Source organism: Archangium sp. Cb G35, from assembly GCF_001896145.1.
Lineage (GTDB): Bacteria > Myxococcota > Myxococcia > Myxococcales > Myxococcaceae > Archangium > Archangium violaceum.
Genome location: NZ_MPOI01000021.1, coordinates 92,160 through 113,690 on the forward strand (window position 1 = coordinate 92,160; position 21,531 = coordinate 113,690).

The window sequence follows — 21,531 nt, forward strand, 5'->3', positions numbered from 1 at the left end:
CGAGGTTCATTTGATGAGGTCTCCCTGCCCAGGCGGGGGGAACGTGTCCAGCTCGAGAGTCCCACTCTTGATGAAGGCCAGGGTGATCATGGCGGGGAGATCGGCTGGGCAGTCCTGGGACGCCAGGACCTCGGCCAGGAACCGTTCGACCTCGGCGGGGCGATACCAGACGGCCTGGGCGCGGGGCCATCCCGCGTGCCGCAGAAGCCGTGCGATGTCATCGCCGATGCGCAAGAGCACGAGGACGTCACCTCCGATCCCCACGCCCTGGAGTCCCCACATCAACAGCTTGGGATACGTCGAGGCCACCAACCCGATTCCCAGTCGTGCGAGCCGCGGATTCTTGTAGGCGACGTCGTCGGGGTTTTCGGCCAGCAGCCGGGCAAGTGAAGCCCTCCGCTCGTTCCACTGTTCCGGAGTCGCGGCGTCGAGCTGGGCGCGGCGGGTGAGCGCCTGCAGCCATCTGCCGGACTGCCCGGTGCGCTGCGCGATCCGAGCGGCCTGAAGCAGGCTCTCCTCCGCGAGCGCGATGTCTCCCGTGCGGCTGGCCAGCTCCGCGCGAACCAGCAGCAGCGGGATTCTCGCTCTGTCCGCATCCTCCTCCCGCATCGTTTCCAGAATCACCGCGAGCCTCGACAGGGCGACGCGTCCGGGGGACCTGTCCGCGAGCGCGCTCGAATCCGGCGACTCACCGCTCTTCCCTCGGAGGGGTTCGTAGGCCTGGGCAATCCAGCCTGGCAATCCCTCGTCCCGCTCCGAGCCCTCATCAGCGAGCACCGCTGCCCATTGGCTTGGGTGCCTGGTGCGTACGGGCTCCTCGGGAAGCCCCTCGAGCACGAAGATCCGAGCGAGCCAGGGGCCGAGCTCTGGAGGACAGTTGCTCGCATGGAGGACCTCCACCAAGAAGTCCTCGGCCGCACCCGCCTCGAACGCGCGTGTCGCCGAGGGCCAGCCTGTACGGCGCAGCAGGCTCAGCACATCTCGCACATCGGGAGCCGAAGTCCGGCCCTTGCCAAATCCCACGACCTCGAGGCCTTTGACCAGCAGCCTGGGCTGGCTGCCCGCCACGAGACCGAAGGCCAGCCTCGCGAGCCGGTCGTGTCGCGCCAGCAGCTCGTCCGAAACATCGGCCAGGAACGCCTGGAGTGCTGCTGCCCGCTCGCGCCACTGTTCTGGACTCCTCGCTCCAATCCGCACGCGCGCGACGAGCACCTGCAGCACGAAGTCCTCCCGCCCGACCCTCCGCGCGATCTGCTCGGCGTGACGCAGGCCCTCCTCCGCGAGCTCGTGCTGTTGCAGGGCGGTGGCCAACTCGGCGCGGAGCAGCAGCAGTGGCACCGAAGAGGCTCCCGCCATCGGGGTCGCGGCGGCCAAGCCCTCCTCCACCACCTCGAGCGCCTCGTCCACCTTCCCGAGCCGTTGAAGCGCCTGGGTTTCCAGCTCGTAGAGGGGGCTCCCGGGAGTGCGCTCCTTGCGAGCCCCCATCACCTGGAGCGCATGACGGGCATCGCCGCGTGCCAGCATCCCTCGCACGCGCGACTCCACGTTGCGCTCCCAATCCGCCAGCTCCGCCTCCTCCCACATGCGGGGGGGCAGTTCCAGCCCCAACCGCGATGCCAGGAACGGTCTGGCCGCTGGTGGCAGTTCCTCCAGCGCATTGCCCAGGTACGGCTCTACCCCCGGCATCCAGCGCCCCTCCACCTGCCGGGGCGGCTCCCCCAGGGCGAGCCGGTGGTAGATCTCCTCTGCCCGGCTGAGCGGATCCGCATGGCCTTCGTAGAAGCGAACCGCGGCCTCGTGGATCTCTCGAACCTGGGCGGGTTTCTCGGCCTTGAGCGACTCCAGCATCACCCGGCGGACGTCGGTTCGATGGTGCAGGGATTGATCCGCCGCGACGAAGACGAGCGACACCTCCCGCTTGAACTCCTCGAAGAGCCTGTCCACCTCCTCGCCCCCGTCCAGGCGCAGCTCGCAGGGGCCCGCGAGCACCTTCGCGATGATCTCCGGGGTGATGCGCCGCACCACCAGGCCAGGATGGGCGAGCTTCCGCACCTTCGGGTCATGGATGTGCCCCAGGATGCGCTGGTAGAGCTGCCCCTGGATCACCGCCTCGCGAGCACTGAAGAAGAAGAGCCGGCGCGTCTTGAGGCCCTGGATACCGCCGCGGCTGGAGCCCTCCCGCTTCACCACATCCGCCGCCAACTTGAGCGTCAGTGGATTCCCACCGAGTTGATTCACGAGTCCGTCGATCGCCTCTCGATCCTCCACGCCATTCAAGAGCAGCAGCTCTCGGGAGGCCTCGGGCTCGAGCTCGGTCAACGGGAGTGCGTCGGCCTGCAGATGTTCCGTGGGTGCCCGGCCGCAGAGCACCGTGCGCAGCTGGGGGCAGCTCTCCTGGAGCAACAACAGGAAGAGCGTCAGGGTCTCGACCTGAGCGATGCCACGGAATTGCACCTCCTCGAACGTATCGAGCACGAGCAAGACGCGAGGCAATCGAAGGGACGACTGTGTCCGAAGCATCGTCGCCAGGGCGATGCCCAGGGTCTGGGTCAAGACCTGCCAGGGAGGCCAGGGCGAGAGTCCGGGTTGCACCGCATCCGGGTGGGCCCGCTCATCCACGGCCTCCAGACGATCCAACAGAGCGGAGAGCGCCTCGGTTGTTGGCTTGCGCTCCTCATCCGTCAGGCGCCGCCATGGATATGCCTGCTCCGGTGTGACGTCCGCACAGAGACGGCGAAACCGCGCGAGGACCTCCATCTCCGGACGCTGGAGATGCAGCTGCCGGGCGATCTCCATGAGCAACGTGACCGGGTTGTCGAGAGAGAGCGTCGGATCATCGAAATCGAGATAGACGAACGGGATTCGCTCGTCGGCTTCCGCATGCTCGAGAATGAAGCGGGCCAGGAGGGTGGACTTGCCCATTCCCCCCGGACCATGGATGAGGAGCGGCTTCCGGGAGAAGGCGCCGAAAGCCTCCAGCAGGGACCGCCTGACGGTCTCCGACGTGGAGACATCAACGACCCCCACGTAGTCTCGGAGCTTCTGTAGCTCGGTGCGGCGGCCACAAAAGCCCTGACCCGCGAGATACTGGAACGGCGCCATGAATTGCAGCCACTCCAGGCGCCGTTGGACCTGCCTGGGGCCAGGCAGCTCTGGCACCAGCGTCCGGAACCAGTGCACGATTTGAAGCGTGCAGCTCAGCTCCTCCAGGCCCTGCTCCTCGAGAGGCCGGGCGGTGCCCTTCAGCCAGTCCGAGATCATCCGCTGGAGGAGATCCGGCTCACGGGGCGGATTGGCCGCGAGCGCGCTCAGCAGCTCCGAGCGCGAGCCAAGGCGCGCGATGGCCGCCTGGCGGACGCCCTGGCGCAGCGTCCACCGCGTCTTGCCATCTGGAGCCGTCACCGCCTCGCAGTCGCCCATGAGGTGCTGCAACGCCCCCTCCCGGACCGGCTGGGGATGGAGCGGCCGGAGCAGGGTGGGCTCGAACGTCGAGAGGACGCAGGCCGCCATGCGGTACTCCCAACGCAGCGGCTCCACCACCTCCTCCTGCTTCGAGGCGGCCGGAGCCTTCAGCTTCGCGAAGCGCTGCTCCAATTCCTCCAGGGTGAGCTTGTGATCAGCGGAGGGCATCGGAGACCTCCCGGACCGCCATGGAGACCTGGGACTGCCAACCCGGATCCGTGGGCGGCAGTGTCACGCGCTGAAGCACCTCCGTCACCGCGCGCTGGATGATGGCGGAGTCCTGCCCGGGCAGCAGTCTCTGGAAGTACTCCGAGATGTCCGGCGGCTCGATGGCGCGCAGTTCCTCGAGTTCCACGGGGCAGGGGGCCAGCAGCCGTGGCTCGTAGTCGAACAGGAGGAGACGGCCATCCGTCTGGTTGAGTGCCTGCGAGATGTGATTCGCCAGATATTGGATGAGTGCCTGGGTCCCTGGAGGTGCGTCCCGGAATCCGTCGAGCACCAGCCAGAACGGCAGCCCGGGGCGGTTGAGGGCGGAGAGAATCCAGATGCACAGCTCCTGGGCCCAGCGCTTCTCCTGGGCCCGCTGCGGCGGCATGGTGGCCGGCTGCCCCTTGGCGAGCTGGACGAGGTCCCGTGCCACGTCGCCCGGCGTATAGGTCTCCGCGAGCCCCTTCTCGGTCGCGTACGCGAACGGGACGAAGGAGGGCATGGTGTCTTTGAGGTGGCTGACGAACCAGCTCGAGTAGGTCTTGCCGCTCTGCGCGGGGCCGTTCACCACCAACACCCTCGGCCCGGCCACACGATCCACGAACCGGCGCAGGACGACGCGGAACCGTGTCCGATCCAGAAAGGGGCCGACGTGGAGCTGGCACCTGGCATACGGATCGTCCGCCGTCTGCTCCTTCTTGCGGGCCTCCAGCTCGGTCCGGATCTGCTGGAGCTCGGGGAAGACAGCGAGGTCGGGCAGCCGCAACAACCGCAGGATCGCGGGGTCCTCCGGCGCGAGGCCTTCCTCGTCGAGGAACCGAAGCAGCGCGTGGATGTACTCGTGGACCGAGGACCTGATGCCGATCCTGCTGCGCACCGGCAGTCCCAGCCAGACTCCAATGGTGTCCCCGGGATTCTGACCACTGAGGATCTCGTCGAGCCGAAGGAACAGAGCGCTGGTCTGAGCCGAGGACAGAAGCATCTGAACGTCATGCGACCATACCGCGCGGGCCCTGTGCAATCGAGCCAGCGGCTCGGACCAGTGGAAGGCGCGGCGCGTCTCGGTGCGCGTCCGGTTTCAGGGGGGAGCAGCCATTGGGGGACACGCCTGATGACTTGCTCGCTCCCCTTTCTCCAGCAGCGCACCGCCCGTGACGCGCGCTACCGCCGGTTCCAGTTGAGGTGCCAGCCGCGCTGGTTCGCCAGGGAGGGCGTGAGGTTGCTGCCCGGGTAGCGGACGTAGATGCGGAAGCCCGTCGGCGTCGGCGAGTAGAGGGAGGTCGCGCCCATCAGCCCCCATTGCTCGCTCGTGCCCCCGATGGAGGTGATCGGCGCCCCCGAGGCCGCGCAGCCCGAGGTGCTCACGTCGACGTAGAGGCTGTCCGAGGTGTACTGCTGCCAGGGGGTGGAGCCCTGCGGGGTCCGCCCGGTGCAGTTCCAGGACTGCCGGAGGCCGTCGGGCTGGGCCCTCCAGTTGAGGTGCCAGCCGAGCTGGTTCGCGAGCACGGGGGTGATGGAGGTGCCCCTGTGCCAGACGTAGACGCGGAAGCCGGTCGCCGTCGGCTGGTAGATGGAGGTCGCGCCGGTGGTCCTCCAGTGCCAGTCCAACCCGCCCAGGGACGTGAAGTACAAGGGCGCGGCGGAGTAGCCACAGGCCGTCGTGTCCACGTCGAGGTAGAGGCCGTCCGAGCCGTACTGCTGCCAGCTCGTGGTCCCCGGCGTCGTCTGCCCGGTGCAGAGCGAGGGCTGTCGGACGCTGCCCGGCACGGCCTGCCAGTTGAGATGCCAGCCGTACTGGCTCGCGAACGCGGGCGTCACGCTGCTCGGGGAGCGGACGATGACGCGGAAGCCCGTGGCCGTCGGCAAGATGATGGAGGTCGCACCGGTGGTCTGCCAGTGGTAGCCGGTGCCACCGATGGACGTGAAGTACATCGGGGTCTCGGAGAAACCGCAGCCCGACGTGTCCACGTCGAGGGAGAGGCTATCGAAGGTGTACTGCTGCCAGTAGGCGCCCGGAGCCGTCTGGCCCATGCAGACGGGAGCGTCACGGTACTCGAGGTGGAGTGGGTCGCTACCCCTGTTCCAGCCGCAGTCGCCACCGCCCGTCAGGTTCACCTTGCGCCCCTCGGAGCTGTAGGTGGTGGTGCCTGCCGGGCTGTTGCCGCCGAGCGAGAACTCATGGGGGGCGACCGCGAAGGGCGTGCCGGACAGGTCGATGCTGGCCACACCCGAGGCCGTGCCGTCGCAGGACATGGCCTCGCCGTAGGGCATGGAAGTGACGGGCGTTCCGCCGTGCTCCAGCGAGCCAGTGGACTGGGCGAAGGTCTGGTCGGCGATGGAGACCCGCAGGGTGACGGGATCGATGCGCACCTTCGCGTAGTCCGTGCGCACGTTCTGGCCCGTGGCGGAGCCGCCCGCGGTGTATTGCGAGTAATTGGTCCCGCTCACGAGCGAGAGGTATTCCCGGGGCGTGCCGGCCATGTCGTGGCACCAGGCCGTCCAGGGCTTCTTCTGATCACCCCCGACGTGGAGTGTGTACTCGCCATCCACGGCGGAGGGGTTGGCGGCTCGAATCTCCTGGCAGGTGGCCGCCAGGACGGGAGGGGCGCGGTACTCGAGGTGGAGCTGGTCGCCCCCCGTCTGGTTGAAGGGGCTCCAGACGGGAGTCCAGCTGTTCCAGCCGCAGTAGCCGCCGCCCGTCAGGTTCACCCTGCGCCCTTCGGCTCTGTAGTCGGTGGTGCCCACGCCATTGGCGCCTTGGACCGCGAAGTCATGGGGGGCGACCGCGAAGGGCGTGCCGGTCAGGTCGAGGCTGGCCACGCCCGAGGCCTTGTTGTCGCAGGACATGGCCACGCCATAGGGCATGGAGGTGACGAGCGTTCCGCCGTGGTTCAGCGAGCCGGTGGACTGGGCGAAGGTCTGGTCGGCGACGAAGACCCGCAGGGTGACGGGATCGATGCGCACCTTCGCGTAATACGTGCGCACGCTCGAGCCCGAGGTGTAGCCGCCCACGGTGTATTGCGAGTAGTTGGTCCCGCTCATCAGCGAGAGGTACTCCCGGGGCGTGCCGGCCATGTCGTTGCACCAGGCCGTCCAGGGCTTCTTCGCATCGCCCCCGATGTGGAGCGTGTACTCGCCATCGATGGCCGAGGGGTCGGCGGTTCGAATCTCCTGGCAGGTGGCCGCGAGCGAGGTGAGCCCCTGCCCCTTTGCGTCCACGGGCCGGGCCTGGAGCGAGGTGCCGGGCTCTCCACAACCCGTCGAGAGCACGGCGCCCAGCAGGAGCACTCCGAGCGGAGCACGGGAAGCACCCGGATGGAGGGCGGGCCGGAGCGTGTCCGGGACATCGTGGGATGAAGCAGCCGAGGTGTGGAGGTTCTTCATGGCTCCTCTGGAAACAGCATGGGGTGTAGGGGTTGCCACGCATCGGCGCTCGCCGTTGCGGACGGGAACACCCCATGGCAAGCGGGGGGCCAGGAGCTCCGGTGCGGGGCGTGAGCCCTGATTCCAGGGAGTTACGCGCGGTGCTCTCCGAGAACGTCCTCGGGCGCGGAGGAGAACGTGCCAGGGCTGGCACGCGCGTGCGCCTCCCCAGGGGTCACGCATGTCATAGCGGGGCCCGAAGCGGGTACACGCCGGCCCTGGCGCCCTCTCTCAGAAAGGCCACACCGGGTGGGTGACGCTCATGTCCACCCGGCGCACGGTGGCGTAGTTGTTGGACGCGGTGTTCGCGTAGAAGACCTGCGGCTGCGCGGCGAAGCCATACGCCGCCACCTGGGCCGACGCCTCCGCGCCGTACCGGATGCCCCACAGCTCGAACATCGGCCGCTGGTCCCGTTTGGTGATCCAAGACAGGGCGATCACGAGATAGTCATTGCCCTCGAGGGACGGCCGGGTACTGAAGCGGCTGAAGCCGAGCCGCTGACGATAGGTGGCCCAGTCCCCGTTGCGGAACAGGCGCTCGTGCAGATGCAGCAGGGTGTAGACATCCCAGGCCTGGTCCGCCACCCCGGTGCGCTCCTGCCAGTAATGCGACCACTGGGTGAAGAACGCCATGCGCTCTCCGTTCAGGTCGTAGATGCCGCTGGGGCCCCACAGCCGCTGGTATACCCCCTCCACCTTGTCCGCTTGCTGCCGGCCCTGCACCAGCAGATTGAACGCCGCGCGATAGCCCACCCGGTCATCGCCCACGTTCACCCCCAGCTCGCGCAGCAGCCGCCATTCCTTGTGCAGCGGGAAGATCTGGTTGGAGACCTCGCCGCTTCGTCCACCGTAGACCTTCAGGTGCTCGACCTGCAGGTTGTGGCCCAGTTCGTGGCTCTCACCCCATCCGCGGGGCATCAGTGGCCAGGACTGATCGTAGGGATTGCCTCCGCAGCCACCGCCACAGTGGGCATAGCGGTCCACGTTGATGTGCTGGGTGGCTGGGAGACGATGCACACCGGGTGACGTGCAATCCCATTGCTCGGCCGCGCAGAACGATTGCACGGCGGGGGGGAGCGAGGCGCCCACCACCGGAAAGCCCGCGAGCCGGTAGGCATCCTCGATGAAGAGGAAGCGCAGCTCGGTCAGGTAACGGTCGAGGTCGTTGGCGTAGTCGTCATGAATCACCTGGCGCATCATGTCCACCCGGGTGTGGATCTCCGTGGCGGCGCTCTTGATCTCGGCCCAGTCGAAGCGGTTGTCGGTCAAGGCCAGGAGGAAGTCATGGGTACTGCCATTCCGGGTCAGGTCGAGGAAGGGATGTTTCACCACCCCTCTCACCTTGAGGGTAATGGTCGTGCCAGGCGTGGCCTGACTGAATTGCAGTTGCAGCGTGCCCCCATAGGGCGTGACCACGGTGAGGGGCACGCGGGGCTGGAGTGCCATGTCGGGGCTGGCGAGGAAGCGTGGCCGGTCATACTCCATGCGGTTCCACAGCCGGGTAGAGCCCGTGCGCTGGGTATTGAGCCGCAACGCCAGTTTCGCGCCGCCAGCGTCCAGCACCTCGATGGCCAGCGGCTTGCCCGGCAGGGCGAAGCGGCCGAGCGCCGTGAAGCCGCTGTCGGAGGCCAGGTCCAGGGTGAGGGTCTCCTCCGTGTTGCTCCAGTCAATCCGCTGGACGCGCTCGCTCATGAAGCTGCCGAGATCCGGTTGGGCCCCTCCCACCCGGCGCACATAGGCCACCCAGCCATCCGCGGCGAGGGCCCGCTGGAACTCCGCCGGGTGGGCCTGCTTGTCCAGGGGGTAGCGAATTCCGCGCCGGGCCACATCGGCCCACAGCGTCAGCAAGCGTGGCAGTGTCTGGTTCGGCGTGGCGAAAAGCTCGCGGCCCTGCCGGTTGAGTGTGTCGAGCTGGGCTCCCAGGGTGGCGATGGGGTCGAGCAGTTCGCTCCGCAATCCCGGCACGTTGTCGCAGTTGATCGAGCTCACGAATTCCGTGCATCGGCTCCAGTCGTAGTTCGTCCGGAAGCCTCCCTGGGCGAGCTTGCCGATCAATGGCAGGAGGGCAGCGAACTGAGAGGTGCGCGCGGTGTTCTGCGCGGGCGTGCGGCCGGCCGCCACGGCGTCCTGGTCCCAGAAATTGCCGCCGTAGGGACCCAGCACCAGACCCATCGCGTCGAGCATCGTCCGGCCGGATTCACTGTCCTGCCAGCCAGCGCTGTGCAGGTAGAGCACCGGCTTGCCCGCCCGGAGATAGGCGCGGATGGTGTCGGCCAGTCCGCTCCCGGGGGTGGCCCCGCTCCCGACGATCAGCACATGCGCCTGCGCGCCACAGAGGCTGTCGGCGAGGATGTCGCAGTCGAGGTTGTTCAAGGAGATTCCCGCCCTGGCCATGCCGGCCTCGCGATCGGTCCGGTCAAGTCCGGCCCAGCCCACGATCAGGGGGACGGGCAGGGGTTGCTCCATCGCATCACCCCAGACCAACCACCCCATCAGCCGCTTGAAGGCGGGGATGTGCGCCAGGTTGGTGTTGTTGCGGAATTGCCAGAGGATGTGCTCGCCGTAGCCCGCGGAGCGGCCTCCCTCGGCCTGGCTGAGGCTGGCCAGGACACGGCCCTTGTCACCCACGATCCAGGGCTGGGAGAGTTCGGCATTGGCGGGCAGCACCCACTGACTGCTACCAGCCGGCGTGTACTCGGTACTGACGCCGCCCACGATGCGGGTCAGCCGTTCGGACTGGGCTGTCTCCAGGGTCTGGGCGAATTGTTGGGCCCGCAGGGCGATCTCCGCCGCGTCGGTCAATGCACTCGGGTCCCCGGTCCGCAGCGCCGCCTCCAGGGCATCCACGGGAAGCGGTTCCTCGTGGCCCCCGTCCGTTCCTCCCGCGTCGGGCAGTGGCTCCTCGTGGCCCCCGTCCATTCCTCCTGCGTCGGGCAGCGGCTCCTCGTGGCCCCCGTCCGTTCCTCCCGCGTCGGGCAGTGGCTCTTCCTGGCCCCCGTCCATTCCTCCCGCGTCGGGCAGCGGCTCCTCGTGGCCCCCGTCCGTTCCTCCCGCGTCGACGGGCAGCGGAGCGGAAGGGACGCTCGCGTCCCCCGCATCGTCATCCCCGGCGTAGCCCGTATCCGGTGCATGGTCGCTTCCCGTTCTGCCCCCACAAGCGGCCAGACACGACAGGAGACAGATCAAGAGAAGATGCGAACGCATGAGATGTCCTCGCGAAGATGGGGGAGGTCCGTGGAGGAAGTGGAACAAGGGGAATGGAGATGGCCCACGGGGCCTCTTCTCACCGCTCAATCGTCATCATCATTGTCGTAACCCCCACCACCACCACCGCAGCCACCGCCGCTGTCCTGATCATCTTCTTCATAGACGCGATCCGGCACATCGAAGGTGCACGTCAGCACGCCACCGTCCGCGTAGCGGTAGACGAACTGCCCTTCCGCGTGGTCCGGCGTCACCCGGCGGAGCGTCACGGAGCCCTCCACCGGAACTCCGGGCGGGGTGATGTAGGCGTTGCTTCCCCCGCCCGTGGTTCCCTCCCAGCTGCGCACCAGCGAAATCTCCTCGGGGACCAGACGGTCCTGCTGTGGCAGGAGCTTCACGGTCCGCGGGACGCTCTCCTCGAACTGGGGCTCACCCGTCAGGGTGAGGTTGACCCCCAGGCTCTCAAGCCCCGGGACGCCGGTGGGCTTGTAGTTCAGTTGAATCCGCGTATGCGCGCTCAGGTCTAAATTGATCAACGTCGAATGGTGAGAGCTCAAGGAGAGGGGCCATGCCACGCTCTGGCCCAGGTGGGTGCCCGTGCATTCGCCCGTGGGCTTGGGTGTCGAATGACAGGAGGGGATGAGCAGCGTGCAGGTCAGCAGCGCGAACACGACGCGAGAGGATGAACGGGGCATGTGCGGGGTTCTCTATCAGACTCTCAGCGCCGGGCCTTCTTCTGACGGCGGTACTCCGCCAACCAGTCCGGGTGGGTGCTCGCGTCCTGGACGTCCACCATCTCCAGCAAATAGCCCTGGGGCTCGTTGGAGCGCTCCCGGAGCTCGAGCTGGATGAGGACCCACCGGCCCTTGCCGAGTCCACCCAGCACGTAGTCCCGCGTCGTCTGCAGGCCGAGATTCACGTACTCGGTGTGGCTGTGGCGCTGGAGGGCTGGATCCTCCAGCGCCGGGAGCACGGGCCGGAAGAAGTCCGCCCGCTCCTCGGCATAGGTGACCTTCAGCTCCCGGGTCATGGTCTCTTCGAGGGGCAGGCTGAAGGCAGACGACACGGTCAGTCCCGTGAATGTCCAGAGGATGCTTCTTCCCGTCTCGATGAGCATGTGTTTCTTCTCGTGATTGTGATTGGCACGACTGGCGGGCTGCGCTCCGGGGTCTCGCCGCTTCAGCGGGTGAATTCTTCTCTCCGGATGAGCCCATCGTCTGGCACTTCGTAATAGTCACCCTTGCTGCCCAGATAGATGTGCGCCTTCGGCGTCAGGCCGGTCGGGGCGTCGAATGTCCCCGCGCAGATCGACATCTTCGGCACGCCCTCCTCGTCCCAGAACAAGCTCGACCCGCACTCACCACAGAAGCCCCTTCGCACCGTTGCGGACGCCGCGTACCACCGCAGCCCGCGCTGTTCAGTCAATTCGAACCCGGGCCGGTCGACGGCGGTGTAGGCGCCGGCGTGCCCGTGCCATCGACGGCACTTCGAGCAGTGGCAGAACGTCACCGGCGTGAGCTCGAGGGTGATGCCGTACCGCACTGCGCCACATGCACATCCGCCGGTCTTCATCATGCGTCGCCGTATAGCAACACCGTGGGTGTGACTGAAGGAGTGGCGCGCAACCTCCCGCGGGTGAAGACGTCCGGCGCTTCAGTCCTCGATGAACGGCCGGTAGTAGCCCGTATCGAGGTCGACCCACAGCAGCGCCGTCCCATCCGGAGTGAATGCCGCGCGTGGATTCTCACCCATGCAGGCCCGCACCCCGGTGGACCACGCGCCACTTTCGAATCGGGCGGTGTACACCCATGGCCGGTCGAGCTCCACGGGATCGTCTTTCCACCACGCCACGAGCACCCTGCCGTCCCCATCGGCCGCGACCGACACGTCGTAGTCGTAGCGGTAGGACTTTCCGAGCAGGGGAGACATCTCCCACTTGCCCGCGGTCCAGCGCGCGGCGAAGACATCGTCATCCTTGTTGGATTCGACCCACGCCACGACGGGTGCGTCATCGGGCCCGATCACGAGATCGATGCCGCTGATCGAGCCCACCGCGGTGCTCGCGAGCGATGTACCGAGGGGAACCCACGTGCCGCCCTCCCAGCGCTGGACGATGACGCGGTTGTAGGTGCTGCCCGTGGGCTGCTGGGAGTACGCGAGCACCACCCGGTCCCGCGAGTCGACCGCGAGCACGGGGCTTTGCGTGTCATTGTCGCTCGTGCCGATCGGCGCTCCCAGCGCTTCCCACCCGGTGCCCGTCCAGCGGCGCACGTGCACCGCGTAGTATTCGTACCACGCCACCGAGGGGTTGCCCCGGCTGTCGACACCAATGGACAGCCACTCGGAGCTGAACTGCGTGGGAATCACGGGGATGTTCCCTCCGATCTGCTCCCAGCCGCCGCCGCTCCAGCGATGGACGCGAACAAAGGGAGGGGGACTTCCGGGCGGATCCTCGAGGATGGCCACGAGGGGCGCTTCGTTCGCATCGAGCGTGAGGGCGATCTCCTTCCCGTTGAAGCCTTCCACGGGGAGGTCGGTCCCGAATGCTTTCCATCCGTCCGCGGCCCAGCGCCTCACCGTGACGCCCGTCGGGTTGTCGATGCTGGCCATCCAGGGAGTGCCGGAAGGCTCTCGCGCGAGCGCCACGGGCTCGTCCGAGCTGAGCGAGGCCTCCGTGGGGATGAACGGCAGGAGCTGCCAGGACATCGTCACCGAGCTCTCCTTGAGCGGGTGACCGGCGGCGTCGGAAAGAACGCCCATGAGGGTGGCTTGGAACTCCGCGGGCGCGCGAAGCCGCTCCTTGGGGAGAATCGTCAGCAGGGTCCCCCCCGCGGAGAGCGAGGCGGTGTGGGCCAGCGGGCCCGTCTCATCACGGAGCGAGGTCGCCGTCGAGACGTCGCCATTGACGGGCTCGGAGAAGCGGAAGGTGATGGGCGTGTCCTTGCGGAGGGCCGTCGACGCGTTCGGCGAGGTCTCGACGACGTAGGGACGGGTGCGGTCGATGCGCAGCGATCTGATGGTGCTGAAGAATATGTGCGTTCCGATCTTCGCCTGGAGCTGGAATTGGTGGAAGCCTTCCGGGTCGCGATCGCAATCGACCGTGTACGTGTAGGGCGGAACCAGATTGGCGACGGGCTGGCCGTTGCGCAGCAGCACCACCTGCTCTGGATTGTCTCCCTGGTGGGAGGCCCCCATGTTCCGGATGCCCGAGGTGCAGAACCCGTCCTCGGCTACGCCCACCCACGAGAGGGTGACATTCGGTACCGGGGGGGGAAGTGGGGGCTTGGGTGGCGGTTCGCAGGCGGTGAGCGAGCAGAGCAGTACGGGCAGTGAAATGGCAGCGGGCCTGACGATTCGCGACATCGGGTCTCCACGGGGGGGGACCTCTGCGACGCGAACCGGGCCCGCGAATTCAATGGGACGTGCGAAAAAAGACGGCCTGCCCCGTCCATGGGCTCAGTGCGCGCCGGGTGCGCTGTCCCGCCGGGCCACGTTGTTGCTCAGCGAGCGGGCGCGCTTCAGCAGTGACACGAACTCCTCGCGCTCGACGTTGCCGGCGGGCGTGGCGCCCTGGGCGATGTCGAGCACCTGCTCGAAGCTCCAGCGCTCGGCGTGGGGGCTGTGGCGGAGCAGCTCGGCGGCGCCCATGACGGCGGTGGCGAAGCGCAGGTCCGTGGAGGCCTCGGGGAAGGAGGCCGCGAGTGCCCCGGCGGGGAAGCGGTACGCGCGCTCCGAGGCCTTCTCGCCCCGGGGCCGCTTGGCGCGCAGGCGCACGGTGGCGAGGCCCTCTCCCGCGCCGGGCTTCAGCTCCAACTCATAGAGCGCGGTGACGGTGTGGCCGGAGCCGATCTCTCCCGCGTCCACCTTGTCGTTGCGGAAGTCGCGGTCGGCGATGTCCCGGTTCTCGTAGCCCACCAGCCGGTAGCGCGCCACCTGGGCGGGGTCGAACTCCACCTGGAGCTTCACGTCCTGGGCGATGACCTCCAGGGTGCCGCCGAGCTGCTCCTGGAAGATGCGGCGCGCCTGCATGAGCGAGTCCACGTAGTAGTGGTTGCCATTGCCCTTGTCGGCGAACTGCTCCATGAGCGTGTCCTTGTAGTTGCCCATGCCGAAGCCCACGGTGGTGACGGTGATGCCCTCCTTCACGTGGCCGCGGATGAGCTCGAGGATCTCCTCGTGGGAGGCGGGGCCCACGTTGGCGTCGCCATCGGAGAGGATGAGGACGCGCGAGAAGGAGTGGCCATCGAGCGTCTTCATGGCCTGCTGGTAGGCGAGCTGGATGCCGTTGGCCATGGCGGTGGAGCCGCCGGCGGTGAGGTCCTCGATGGCGGCGTGGATGAGGGCCTTGTGCTCCAGGCCGGTGGGAGGCAGCGCGAGCTTCACGCCGCCCGCGTAGGTGACGAGCGCCACGGTGTCGCCATCGCGCAGGTTGTCCACGAGCATGCGCAGGGAGCGTTTGGCGAGCGGCAGCTTGTCGGGGGACTCCATGGAGCCGGAGACATCCACCAGGAAGGTGAGATGGGCGGACTTGCGCTCGGAGACGCTGAGGCGCTTGCCCTGGACGCCCACGCGCATCAGGTGGCGGCCGGGGGTGAAGGGCGAGGGCGCGGCGTCCAGGTGCACGGCGAGCGGGGCGCCCTGGGGCTCGGGGTAGGTGTAGCGGAAGTAGTTGAGGAACTCCTCCACGCGCACGGCCTCGCGAGGCGGCGGCGTGCCCTCGAGGATCTTGCGGCGCACGAGGGTATAGGAGGCGGTGTCCACGTCGATGGAGAAGGTGGACTGCCGGTCCTCGGCGGTGGTGACGAAGGCATTCACCCCATGGTCGCGGTACTGCTCGGTGTTGCCGTGGCGCGGCTCGGGGTAGCGGGCGGTGGGGATGCGCGTGCCGCCCTTGCCGCCGAGGATGACGACGCCCGTGCCGTAGCCCCCGACACCCCCGCCCCGGCCCCGGGTGCCGATGGAGCCGATGCCGATGACGTCACCGCCTCCTCCGCCCCCGCCGGCGCCCTTGAGGCCGAGCCCACCGAGTCCCTGGGCGGTGCCACCGCTGCCAGCGCCGAAGAGATTCGCGGCCGCGGCTCGCGCCTCCGCCGAGGCTCGGGGCGCCGCGGACGGGGCAGCCGCTGGAGGCGGAGCCGCTGGAGGCGAAACGGCCAGGAGCTCCGCCGGGGCCGCTGGCGCCTGGGCCTTCGCCGGGAGCGGCTCCAAGCGCTTCAGCGTCGATGTGGGCGCCGGTGGTTCCTCGGAGCGCTGACATCCGCCGAGCGTCCAGCTTCCAACGGTCAGCGCGCACACGACTCCCGTGACGGCGAGGGGGCTCCGCCTCATGTACTGCCTCCAGGGTGGGTGGGGTTCGTCTCTCGGAGGCCTTGGACAACGGCACGCGCGGCGGGTTCCCGGGTATGATGGGGGCACCGTGCAACGTTCGCGTTCCGCCCTTCACGCCCCTGACACCACTGGCGAGCTCCTGGGGGAGATCCCCGCGCCGGTGAGCCAGGCGGAGCTGCCGTCCCCGCGTGCCCTGCTGGAGGAGGTGCGCTCACCGGGCGCGGCCCGCGCCGAGGTGGATGCGCTGCTGAGCGGGCTCGCGAGGCCCCTGGGGCCCGGGGAGAGCGCTCGCGAGCGGGCGGACCTGCTGCACGAGATTCTCGGGGACGAGCAGGTCCGCGACTACACGGGCAGCGGTGGGCGCAAGGTGGAGCACGTGGCGGTGCTGCAGTTGGTGGAGCTCGGCTTCCCGTACGCGCTGGAGGTTCCTCCGGAGCAGTACGCCCAGGCACGTGCGGCGGCTGGACACCGCGAAACGAAGTCCTGGAAGGGGATGCACCGCGGGATGGGTCTCGCGGCGACCACCTTCGTGGGCGCACTGGAGGCGCTGCCCATGGTCTTCCTCGCGCTCGATGGCAAGCCCACGGAGGTGGCGTTCGCGCTGGTCTGGATTCTGGGAGTGGCCCTCACCTCCTTCGTGCCGGCCGCGTTGGCGAATACCGAGCTGGTGGAGCGCAGGGACTGGTTGCGCACCCTTCTGAAGCTGGCGGTGATGCTGCCGGCGCTGCCCTTTCTGGCGTCCGCGGCCCTCCTGGTGGTGGGGGCCCTCACGAGCAGTGGCTATTGGTGGATGTTGGCCGCCTTGCTGCCCCTGGGGCTGGGGCTGTTGCGCCTGGGCGGAGCGAAGTGGCTGTACGGCTCGTCGGCCGGCCAGGCGTAGCCGGAGCCCAGGGCGGAGTGAGCACGGCCATCCGGGGCGGGAACCGCCTGGCCGGTTGCCCGCTCCTGGTGCGGAATGCAAGGTGCGGGAGGCATTCCTACCTTCCGGATGTATGCGTCGACAAACGAGCCTGGTGCTCCTCAACGGGCTGTCGCTGAGCCGTCTACCGTTGGCGGGAGTCTTCGTGTCGACAGAGGATCCGCTGGCCCGGGCGGGACTGGTGGTGGGGGCGGCGGTGACGGATTTCCTGGACGGGTGGATCGCCCGTCACCGGCACCTGGAGTCGTACTGGGGCGCGCTGATTGATCCGCTGGCGGACCGGGGCTTCGTGATGGTGGCGCTGGCGGCCTTCGTGGCGGAGGGGAAGCTGACGCCCCTGGAGTTCGGCACGCTGGTGGTGCGCGACGTGGCGACGGGGGTGGGCTTCGTGGCGGCGCGCTTCCTCCCGAGCTTCCGCCCGGTGAAGTTCCAGGCGCGGATGCTGGGCAAGGTGGTGACGACGCTGCAACTGGGGGCGCTGATGTCGGTGCTGGTGGCGCCGAAGCTGGTGCGGCCGTTGGTGGCGGCGGTGGGGGTGACGGCGCTGGCGGCGGTGGCGGACTACACGCTGGCGGTGTGGCGGAAGCGGGTGCGCCCGGACCAGGCCAGTCCCATCAAGCGCACAACCGTGTGAAGAACCGCCCCAGCTTCTCCGTGTCCAGTCTGCCCTCCGTCCGTACGCCGCTGCACAGGTCGAGCCCGAAGGGTCCCACCTGACGGATGGCCTCGCCCACGTTCTCCGGGCGCAGGCCGCCGGCGAGGAACACGGGCACGCCCGCCTGCTCGCGGATGCGCCGGCTGATGCTCCAGTCGTGGACGCGCCCGGTGCCGCCCAATTCCTTCACCGCGAGGGACTGGTTGCCCGAGTCGAGCAGCAGCGCATCCACGTGGGGCGCCACGCTCAGGGACTCCTCGAGGGATTCCTCTCCGGTGACGTGGATGACCTGGACGAGCGAGATGCCGGGCATGGCGCCGCGCAGGTCCGCGTAGGTGCCGGTGGTGAGCCGGTCGCAGAGCTGCACGGTGTTGGTCCGGCAGCGGCGCTGCTGGGCGACGATGTCCCGTGCGTCCTGGCTGCACGTGAGCAGGAAGGTGCCGATGGGAGGCGGGACGGTGACGGCGATCTCCGCGATGAGGGCCTCGGAGATGACGCCGGGCCCGCTGGGCATGCTGGAGACGAGCCCCAGCGCGGAGGCACCGGCGCGGATGGCGGCGTGGGCCTCCTCGACGCTGGAGATGCAGCAGATTTTCACTCGCGGGGTGGTGCTTGCTTCCATGGTGTCACCATTCCACGTGGACGATGAAGTCACTGCCGGAGGCGTTCTTCACCTCCACGCGGGCGCGGGCATGCACCTTGGCGGCCTTGAGGAGGGCCTGCTCCACGACGCCCTGGGTCCACGCCGGGCCGAGGAACTCTCCCTGGCAGATGAGCTTGCCGGAGCGGGGGCCTACGCGCTCATAGGCGCGCTCGCCAAAGGCGGAGACGGCCTTGTAGGCGGCGGGGGAGCTGGCCATGAGGCGGTGGGGCTCGTCGCCGGACAGGAAGGACATCATCTTGCCGGCCTGTGAGTCGAAGAAGTAGTTCACCGCGGCGCGGCCGAACTCGGCGATGGAGTCATCGTAGCTGCGCGCGCTCGTCTTGTTTCGCTTCACGCCGAGGTCGACCAGCTTGAGGAGGTCGGCCACGGGGTAGCGGAAGAAGCTCACGATGTTGCGCGAGCCGAACACCTCCCGGCGCACGGCCTCGGCCTCCGTGGGGCCCAGCTGCCGCTGGAGATTCTCCATCGAGCTGTCGAAGAACATCCCGAGCAGCACGTCCTTCTCGGTGGCGGCCCGGATGCGGAGTTGGAGCGCGTCACTGCTGTCCATGAAACCCCCTGCGGAAACAGGGGGGTGCCTACCACCAAGGTGGGGCCGCGCGCCAGCGGGTGCTGGGGCCCACGGGCATCCGCCCATCTCCCGAGGGCGGGGGAGCGTGCTCACGGCCTCCATTTGGCCCCTTCCGGGGGGAGTTGTTAGGCTCGGCCCCGATGGCGCGGGAGCAACCATGGATCGCAAGAAGTTCGCCCTGATCAAATACGATCATGGCGAGCCGACGAGCTTGAGCGGTGCCCGGTGGATGTGGCTCGTACTCGTCCTGGCCGCCGCCATTGGCATGCTGTTCGTCTTCTTCCCCGTGAGCTTCTTCCTGGTGGTCGCTGCCCTGGTGATCTCCAAGCAGCCCAAGCGGCTCTACGTGGGGCCCCGCTACCTCATCTGCGGCAGGAAGATCGTGTACTACGCCAACATCCAGAAGGTCTCGATGGAGGACTCCGGGACACGGCTCGTGCTCAAGTCGTCCACGGGCAAGGTGCTGGTGATTGAACAGGACAGGTTCCAGACGGGTGCCCGGAAACCCGACAAGATCGCGGCCAACAAGGCGGCCCGCTTCGAGAAGGTGGCACAGAAGATCGTGAAGCACGTGCGCCGCGCCGCCCCCCAGGCGGTGCTCACGGGCGTGAAGGACCTGCCCGCGACCGGCACCTGAAGTCCGTGGACCCCGCCATGACCGCGCTCCAGCTGAAGCCCCAGCGGGAATACTCCCGTCACATCCACCTGCTGTACGTGCCCACGCTGGGCTGCAACCTCGGTTGCAGCTACTGCTATCTCGGGGACCAGACCACCCGGAAAACGCTCAAGCAGGACGCGGCCCGCGCCACCGCCACGTTGCGGCACGCCCTGGAGGCCTTCGAGGCGGCCGGGGTCCTCGCCTTCAACGTCTCGCTGCACGGGGGCGAGGTCACCACGATGCCTCCGGCGGTGCTGGAGGAACTCTTCACGCTCATCCGTGGCTACTACATGGGCCACTTCGACGCGCTCTCCGCGCTGGGGCAGCCGAAGAGCGTGCCGCACATCAAGACGAACCTGTACCGGTTCGAGCCGCTCTATGACTTGTTCGTGAAGCACAAGGTGTCCATCAGCGCGAGCATCGACCTGCCGCTGTCCATGCACGCGAAGCATCGCACCACGCGCGGCGGGGCGAGCTGGCTGGACAAGACGCTGGACAACCTGCGCCTGCTGGCGCGCTATCCGCACGCGAAGAAGATCTCCGCCACCCTGTGCGAGGAGCACCTGGCGGACATCCCGGCCATCATCGAGGACATCTGGTTCATCCATCGAGAGCTGGGCTTCGACATGAACCGGTTCAACGTGATGTTCGCGTTCGAGTCGGAGCTCAACGAATCGCATGAGGCGAGCAAGGGCAAGACGGCGCTGACGCAGGCCTCGCCCGCGAAGCAGATGGAGCTGTACCGGGCGCTGAACGAGGCCTTTTCGGGCACGGAGCTCGAGGAGGGGCTGCGCCGCCACTGGTTCGACGAGTTCAAGCCGTCCTATTGCACCAGTGCCTTCAATTGCGGCGAGCGCTTCTTCCTGCTGCAGAGCGATGGCTCCGTGTACTCGTGCGTGCGGGGCCAGGGGCTCGAGGAGCTCCATTACGGCAACGTGTTCACCGACTCCGTCGAGCAGATTCTCGCCACGGGGGCCCGGAAGGTGAGCGCGCTGCACCAGGCCCACGGCTTCGACGCGAGCTGCCAGAGCTGCGGCCACCTGCGCCTGTGCAGGACGGGTTGCCCCGCGGTGAAGCTGCAGATGAAGAGCGCGAAGTCGTACACGTGCGATCTGCAGAAGGCCATCTACACGGACCACCCGCGCTCGTTTCCAGCGGACCCGCCCGAGGCGCAGCAGGACTACGCGCGGTGGTACGCCCGCAACATGCACCCGCGGCTCGCCTTCGCGGAGGCGCCTGCTCCGAAGCCCGGGGTGCTGCTGCCGAACGATCTGTACCAGGAGAAGAACACGCTCCTCGCCTTGATCGAGGAGGACGAGACGTTGAAGGCCCTCTACTCCAGTGAGGCCTTCGTGCTGGAGATGGGGGACGAGCGGCTCCCGCTTTCATCGCAGCTGCTCAAGCGCGAGCGCTCGTTGTTCACGTTGACGAAGGAAGACCGGCTGCGGCTCCACGTGCGCCGGGACGTCTTCCAGAAGGCGTGCCCGGAGCCCATCCGCAACACGCTGTACCTGCAGATGCTGCGGGATACGCCGGTGGTCTACGGAGACGAGAAGCGCACGAAGCAGGAGCACCTGTTCACGTACCAGCTCCATTTCCAGTGCCTGGAGCCCAGTGACACGCTGGGGGAGGAGTACGTGATGGCGGACCTGGGGGGCGTCCTCCACCTGCATCGCGGGCTGTACCTGCCGGGGGTGACGAACAACCTTTTCGTCACGACGCAGTACCTGCGCGAGTATCACTATCAAAAGCAGAAGAACAACGCGTTCTACCACATCCAGGCCATCAACCTGCCGTTCCAGAACTTCGAGTTCTACTATGTGCCCTGAGGAAGGAATCCCAGCGTGAATCCCCAGGAGATGGCGCGAACCGCGCACACGGTGGAGTGCTTCCTGAATGCCTTGCGGCTGGAGGACGGCCCCGCCCGGACGCAGATCGAGGAGTGGCTGGTGAACTGGCTGCTGACGGAGGAGGCCCCGAAGCCTCACGCCATCTACAGCCGGGCCAATATCCACTGCTATGCGGGGGAGCAGCTCACGAGGAGCTTCTCGCTGCCGCAGGTGACGGAGAACCAGACCATCTGGTGCGACCGCAAGAAGCTCTCCATCATCGATCCACAGGCCTACTCGCGCTCCGGGCATCTCGTCATGATGGGCACGGCGGGCCTCATGTTGGCCATGCCCGGCGGCCCCGGGGAGCCCGAGGGCAACCAGCGCCCGGGCGAAGCCAGACAGAGCAACAACAACAATAATAACAACAATAACAACAATAATAACAACAACAACGGCTGACGCCCTCACGCGGCCGCTCCGGGCACGGTCTCGCCAGACTTGTCCAACAGTTGGACAAGTCTGTGAAGAGCGCGCCCGGGAGGCGCCCCGTGCTCCTGCAAGCGCACCCCTGAACGGACTTGCTTCCGCTGGCTTGGGGTGGGGACACG

At 67.8% G+C, this 21,531-nt stretch carries 16 protein-coding genes; 5 read left to right on the forward strand and 11 right to left on the reverse strand.

Annotated features, from left to right (window positions below; genetic code table 11):
- Positions 1–6: 6 nt before the first annotated feature.
- The 9 genes from BO221_RS47345 to BO221_RS47385 all read right to left on the reverse strand — a co-directional run bounded on the left by BO221_RS47345 (position 7) and on the right by BO221_RS47385 (position 15,624).
- On the reverse strand, positions 7–3,630 hold the full coding sequence (locus BO221_RS47345) for an AAA family ATPase (protein ID WP_073567538.1): 3,624 nt from the start codon (positions 3,628–3,630) through the stop codon (positions 7–9).
- Entirely contained in the window at positions 3,617–4,651 is a 1,035-nt protein-coding gene (locus BO221_RS47350; protein ID WP_073567539.1) for an ATP-binding protein, read from the reverse strand. The genes BO221_RS47345 and BO221_RS47350 overlap by 14 nt, the downstream gene beginning before the upstream one ends.
- Positions 4,652–4,830: 179 nt before the next feature.
- On the reverse strand, positions 4,831–7,053 hold the full coding sequence (locus tag BO221_RS47355; protein ID WP_073567540.1) for a GON domain-containing protein: 2,223 nt from the start codon (positions 7,051–7,053) through the stop codon (positions 4,831–4,833).
- A 270-nt stretch (positions 7,054–7,323) separates the two neighbouring features.
- Complete coding sequence (locus BO221_RS47360) at positions 7,324–10,296, reverse strand: ImpA family metalloprotease (protein ID WP_143196105.1); 2,973 nt, start codon at positions 10,294–10,296, stop codon at positions 7,324–7,326.
- An 86-nt stretch (positions 10,297–10,382) separates the two neighbouring features.
- Positions 10,383–10,991 carry a hypothetical protein gene (locus BO221_RS47365; RefSeq protein ID WP_143196106.1) on the reverse strand — a complete coding sequence of 203 codons (609 nt, stop codon included), beginning with the start codon at positions 10,989–10,991 and terminating at the stop codon, positions 10,383–10,385.
- A gap of 23 nt (positions 10,992–11,014) precedes the next feature.
- Positions 11,015–11,413 carry a hypothetical protein gene (locus BO221_RS47370; RefSeq protein ID WP_073567542.1) on the reverse strand — a complete coding sequence of 133 codons (399 nt, stop codon included), beginning with the start codon at positions 11,411–11,413 and terminating at the stop codon, positions 11,015–11,017.
- A 62-nt stretch (positions 11,414–11,475) separates the two neighbouring features.
- A complete protein-coding gene (locus tag BO221_RS47375) occupies positions 11,476–11,871 on the reverse strand; it encodes a GFA family protein (RefSeq protein WP_073567543.1) in 396 nt (131 codons plus the stop codon).
- A gap of 78 nt (positions 11,872–11,949) precedes the next feature.
- Entirely contained in the window at positions 11,950–13,659 is a 1,710-nt protein-coding gene (locus tag BO221_RS47380) for an Ig-like domain-containing protein (RefSeq protein ID WP_083682566.1), read from the reverse strand.
- A 93-nt stretch (positions 13,660–13,752) separates the two neighbouring features.
- Positions 13,753–15,624, reverse strand: a complete 1,872-nt coding sequence (locus tag BO221_RS47385) for a VWA domain-containing protein (protein ID WP_073567545.1) — start codon at positions 15,622–15,624, stop codon at positions 13,753–13,755.
- Positions 15,625–15,712: 88 nt separating this feature from the next.
- Between BO221_RS47385 and BO221_RS47390 the strand changes: the two genes are divergently transcribed.
- Positions 15,713–16,504, forward strand: coding sequence for a hypothetical protein (locus BO221_RS47390; protein ID WP_143196107.1), 792 nt, complete (start codon positions 15,713–15,715; stop codon positions 16,502–16,504).
- 112 nt (positions 16,505–16,616) lie between these two features.
- Positions 16,617–17,177, forward strand: a complete 561-nt coding sequence (locus BO221_RS57185; protein ID WP_073567547.1) for a CDP-alcohol phosphatidyltransferase family protein — start codon at positions 16,617–16,619, stop codon at positions 17,175–17,177.
- Here BO221_RS57185 and BO221_RS47400 read toward each other — a convergent pair.
- Together BO221_RS47400 and BO221_RS47405 are read right to left on the reverse strand one after the other, a co-directional pair.
- A complete protein-coding gene (locus BO221_RS47400; RefSeq protein WP_073567548.1) occupies positions 17,158–17,820 on the reverse strand; it encodes a phosphoribosylanthranilate isomerase in 663 nt (220 codons plus the stop codon). The two genes, BO221_RS57185 and BO221_RS47400, sit on opposite strands and share 20 nt — an antisense overlap.
- Before the next feature lie 4 nt (positions 17,821–17,824).
- On the reverse strand, positions 17,825–18,412 hold the full coding sequence (locus BO221_RS47405) for a DUF2378 family protein (RefSeq protein WP_073567549.1): 588 nt from the start codon (positions 18,410–18,412) through the stop codon (positions 17,825–17,827).
- Between the two features lie 178 nt (positions 18,413–18,590).
- Here BO221_RS47405 and BO221_RS47410 point away from each other — a divergent pair, with 178 nt between their 5' ends.
- Genes BO221_RS47410 through BO221_RS47420 form a run of 3 tightly spaced genes read left to right on the forward strand, consistent with a single transcriptional unit; the run spans position 18,591 to position 21,382 of the window.
- Positions 18,591–19,070 carry a hypothetical protein gene (locus BO221_RS47410; RefSeq protein WP_073567550.1) on the forward strand — a complete coding sequence of 160 codons (480 nt, stop codon included), beginning with the start codon at positions 18,591–18,593 and terminating at the stop codon, positions 19,068–19,070.
- A gap of 17 nt (positions 19,071–19,087) precedes the next feature.
- On the forward strand, positions 19,088–20,920 hold the full coding sequence (locus BO221_RS47415; RefSeq protein WP_198956326.1) for a radical SAM protein: 1,833 nt from the start codon (positions 19,088–19,090) through the stop codon (positions 20,918–20,920).
- A gap of 15 nt (positions 20,921–20,935) precedes the next feature.
- A complete protein-coding gene (locus BO221_RS47420; RefSeq protein ID WP_073567551.1) occupies positions 20,936–21,382 on the forward strand; it encodes a hypothetical protein in 447 nt (148 codons plus the stop codon).
- Positions 21,383–21,531: the final 149 nt, after the last annotated feature.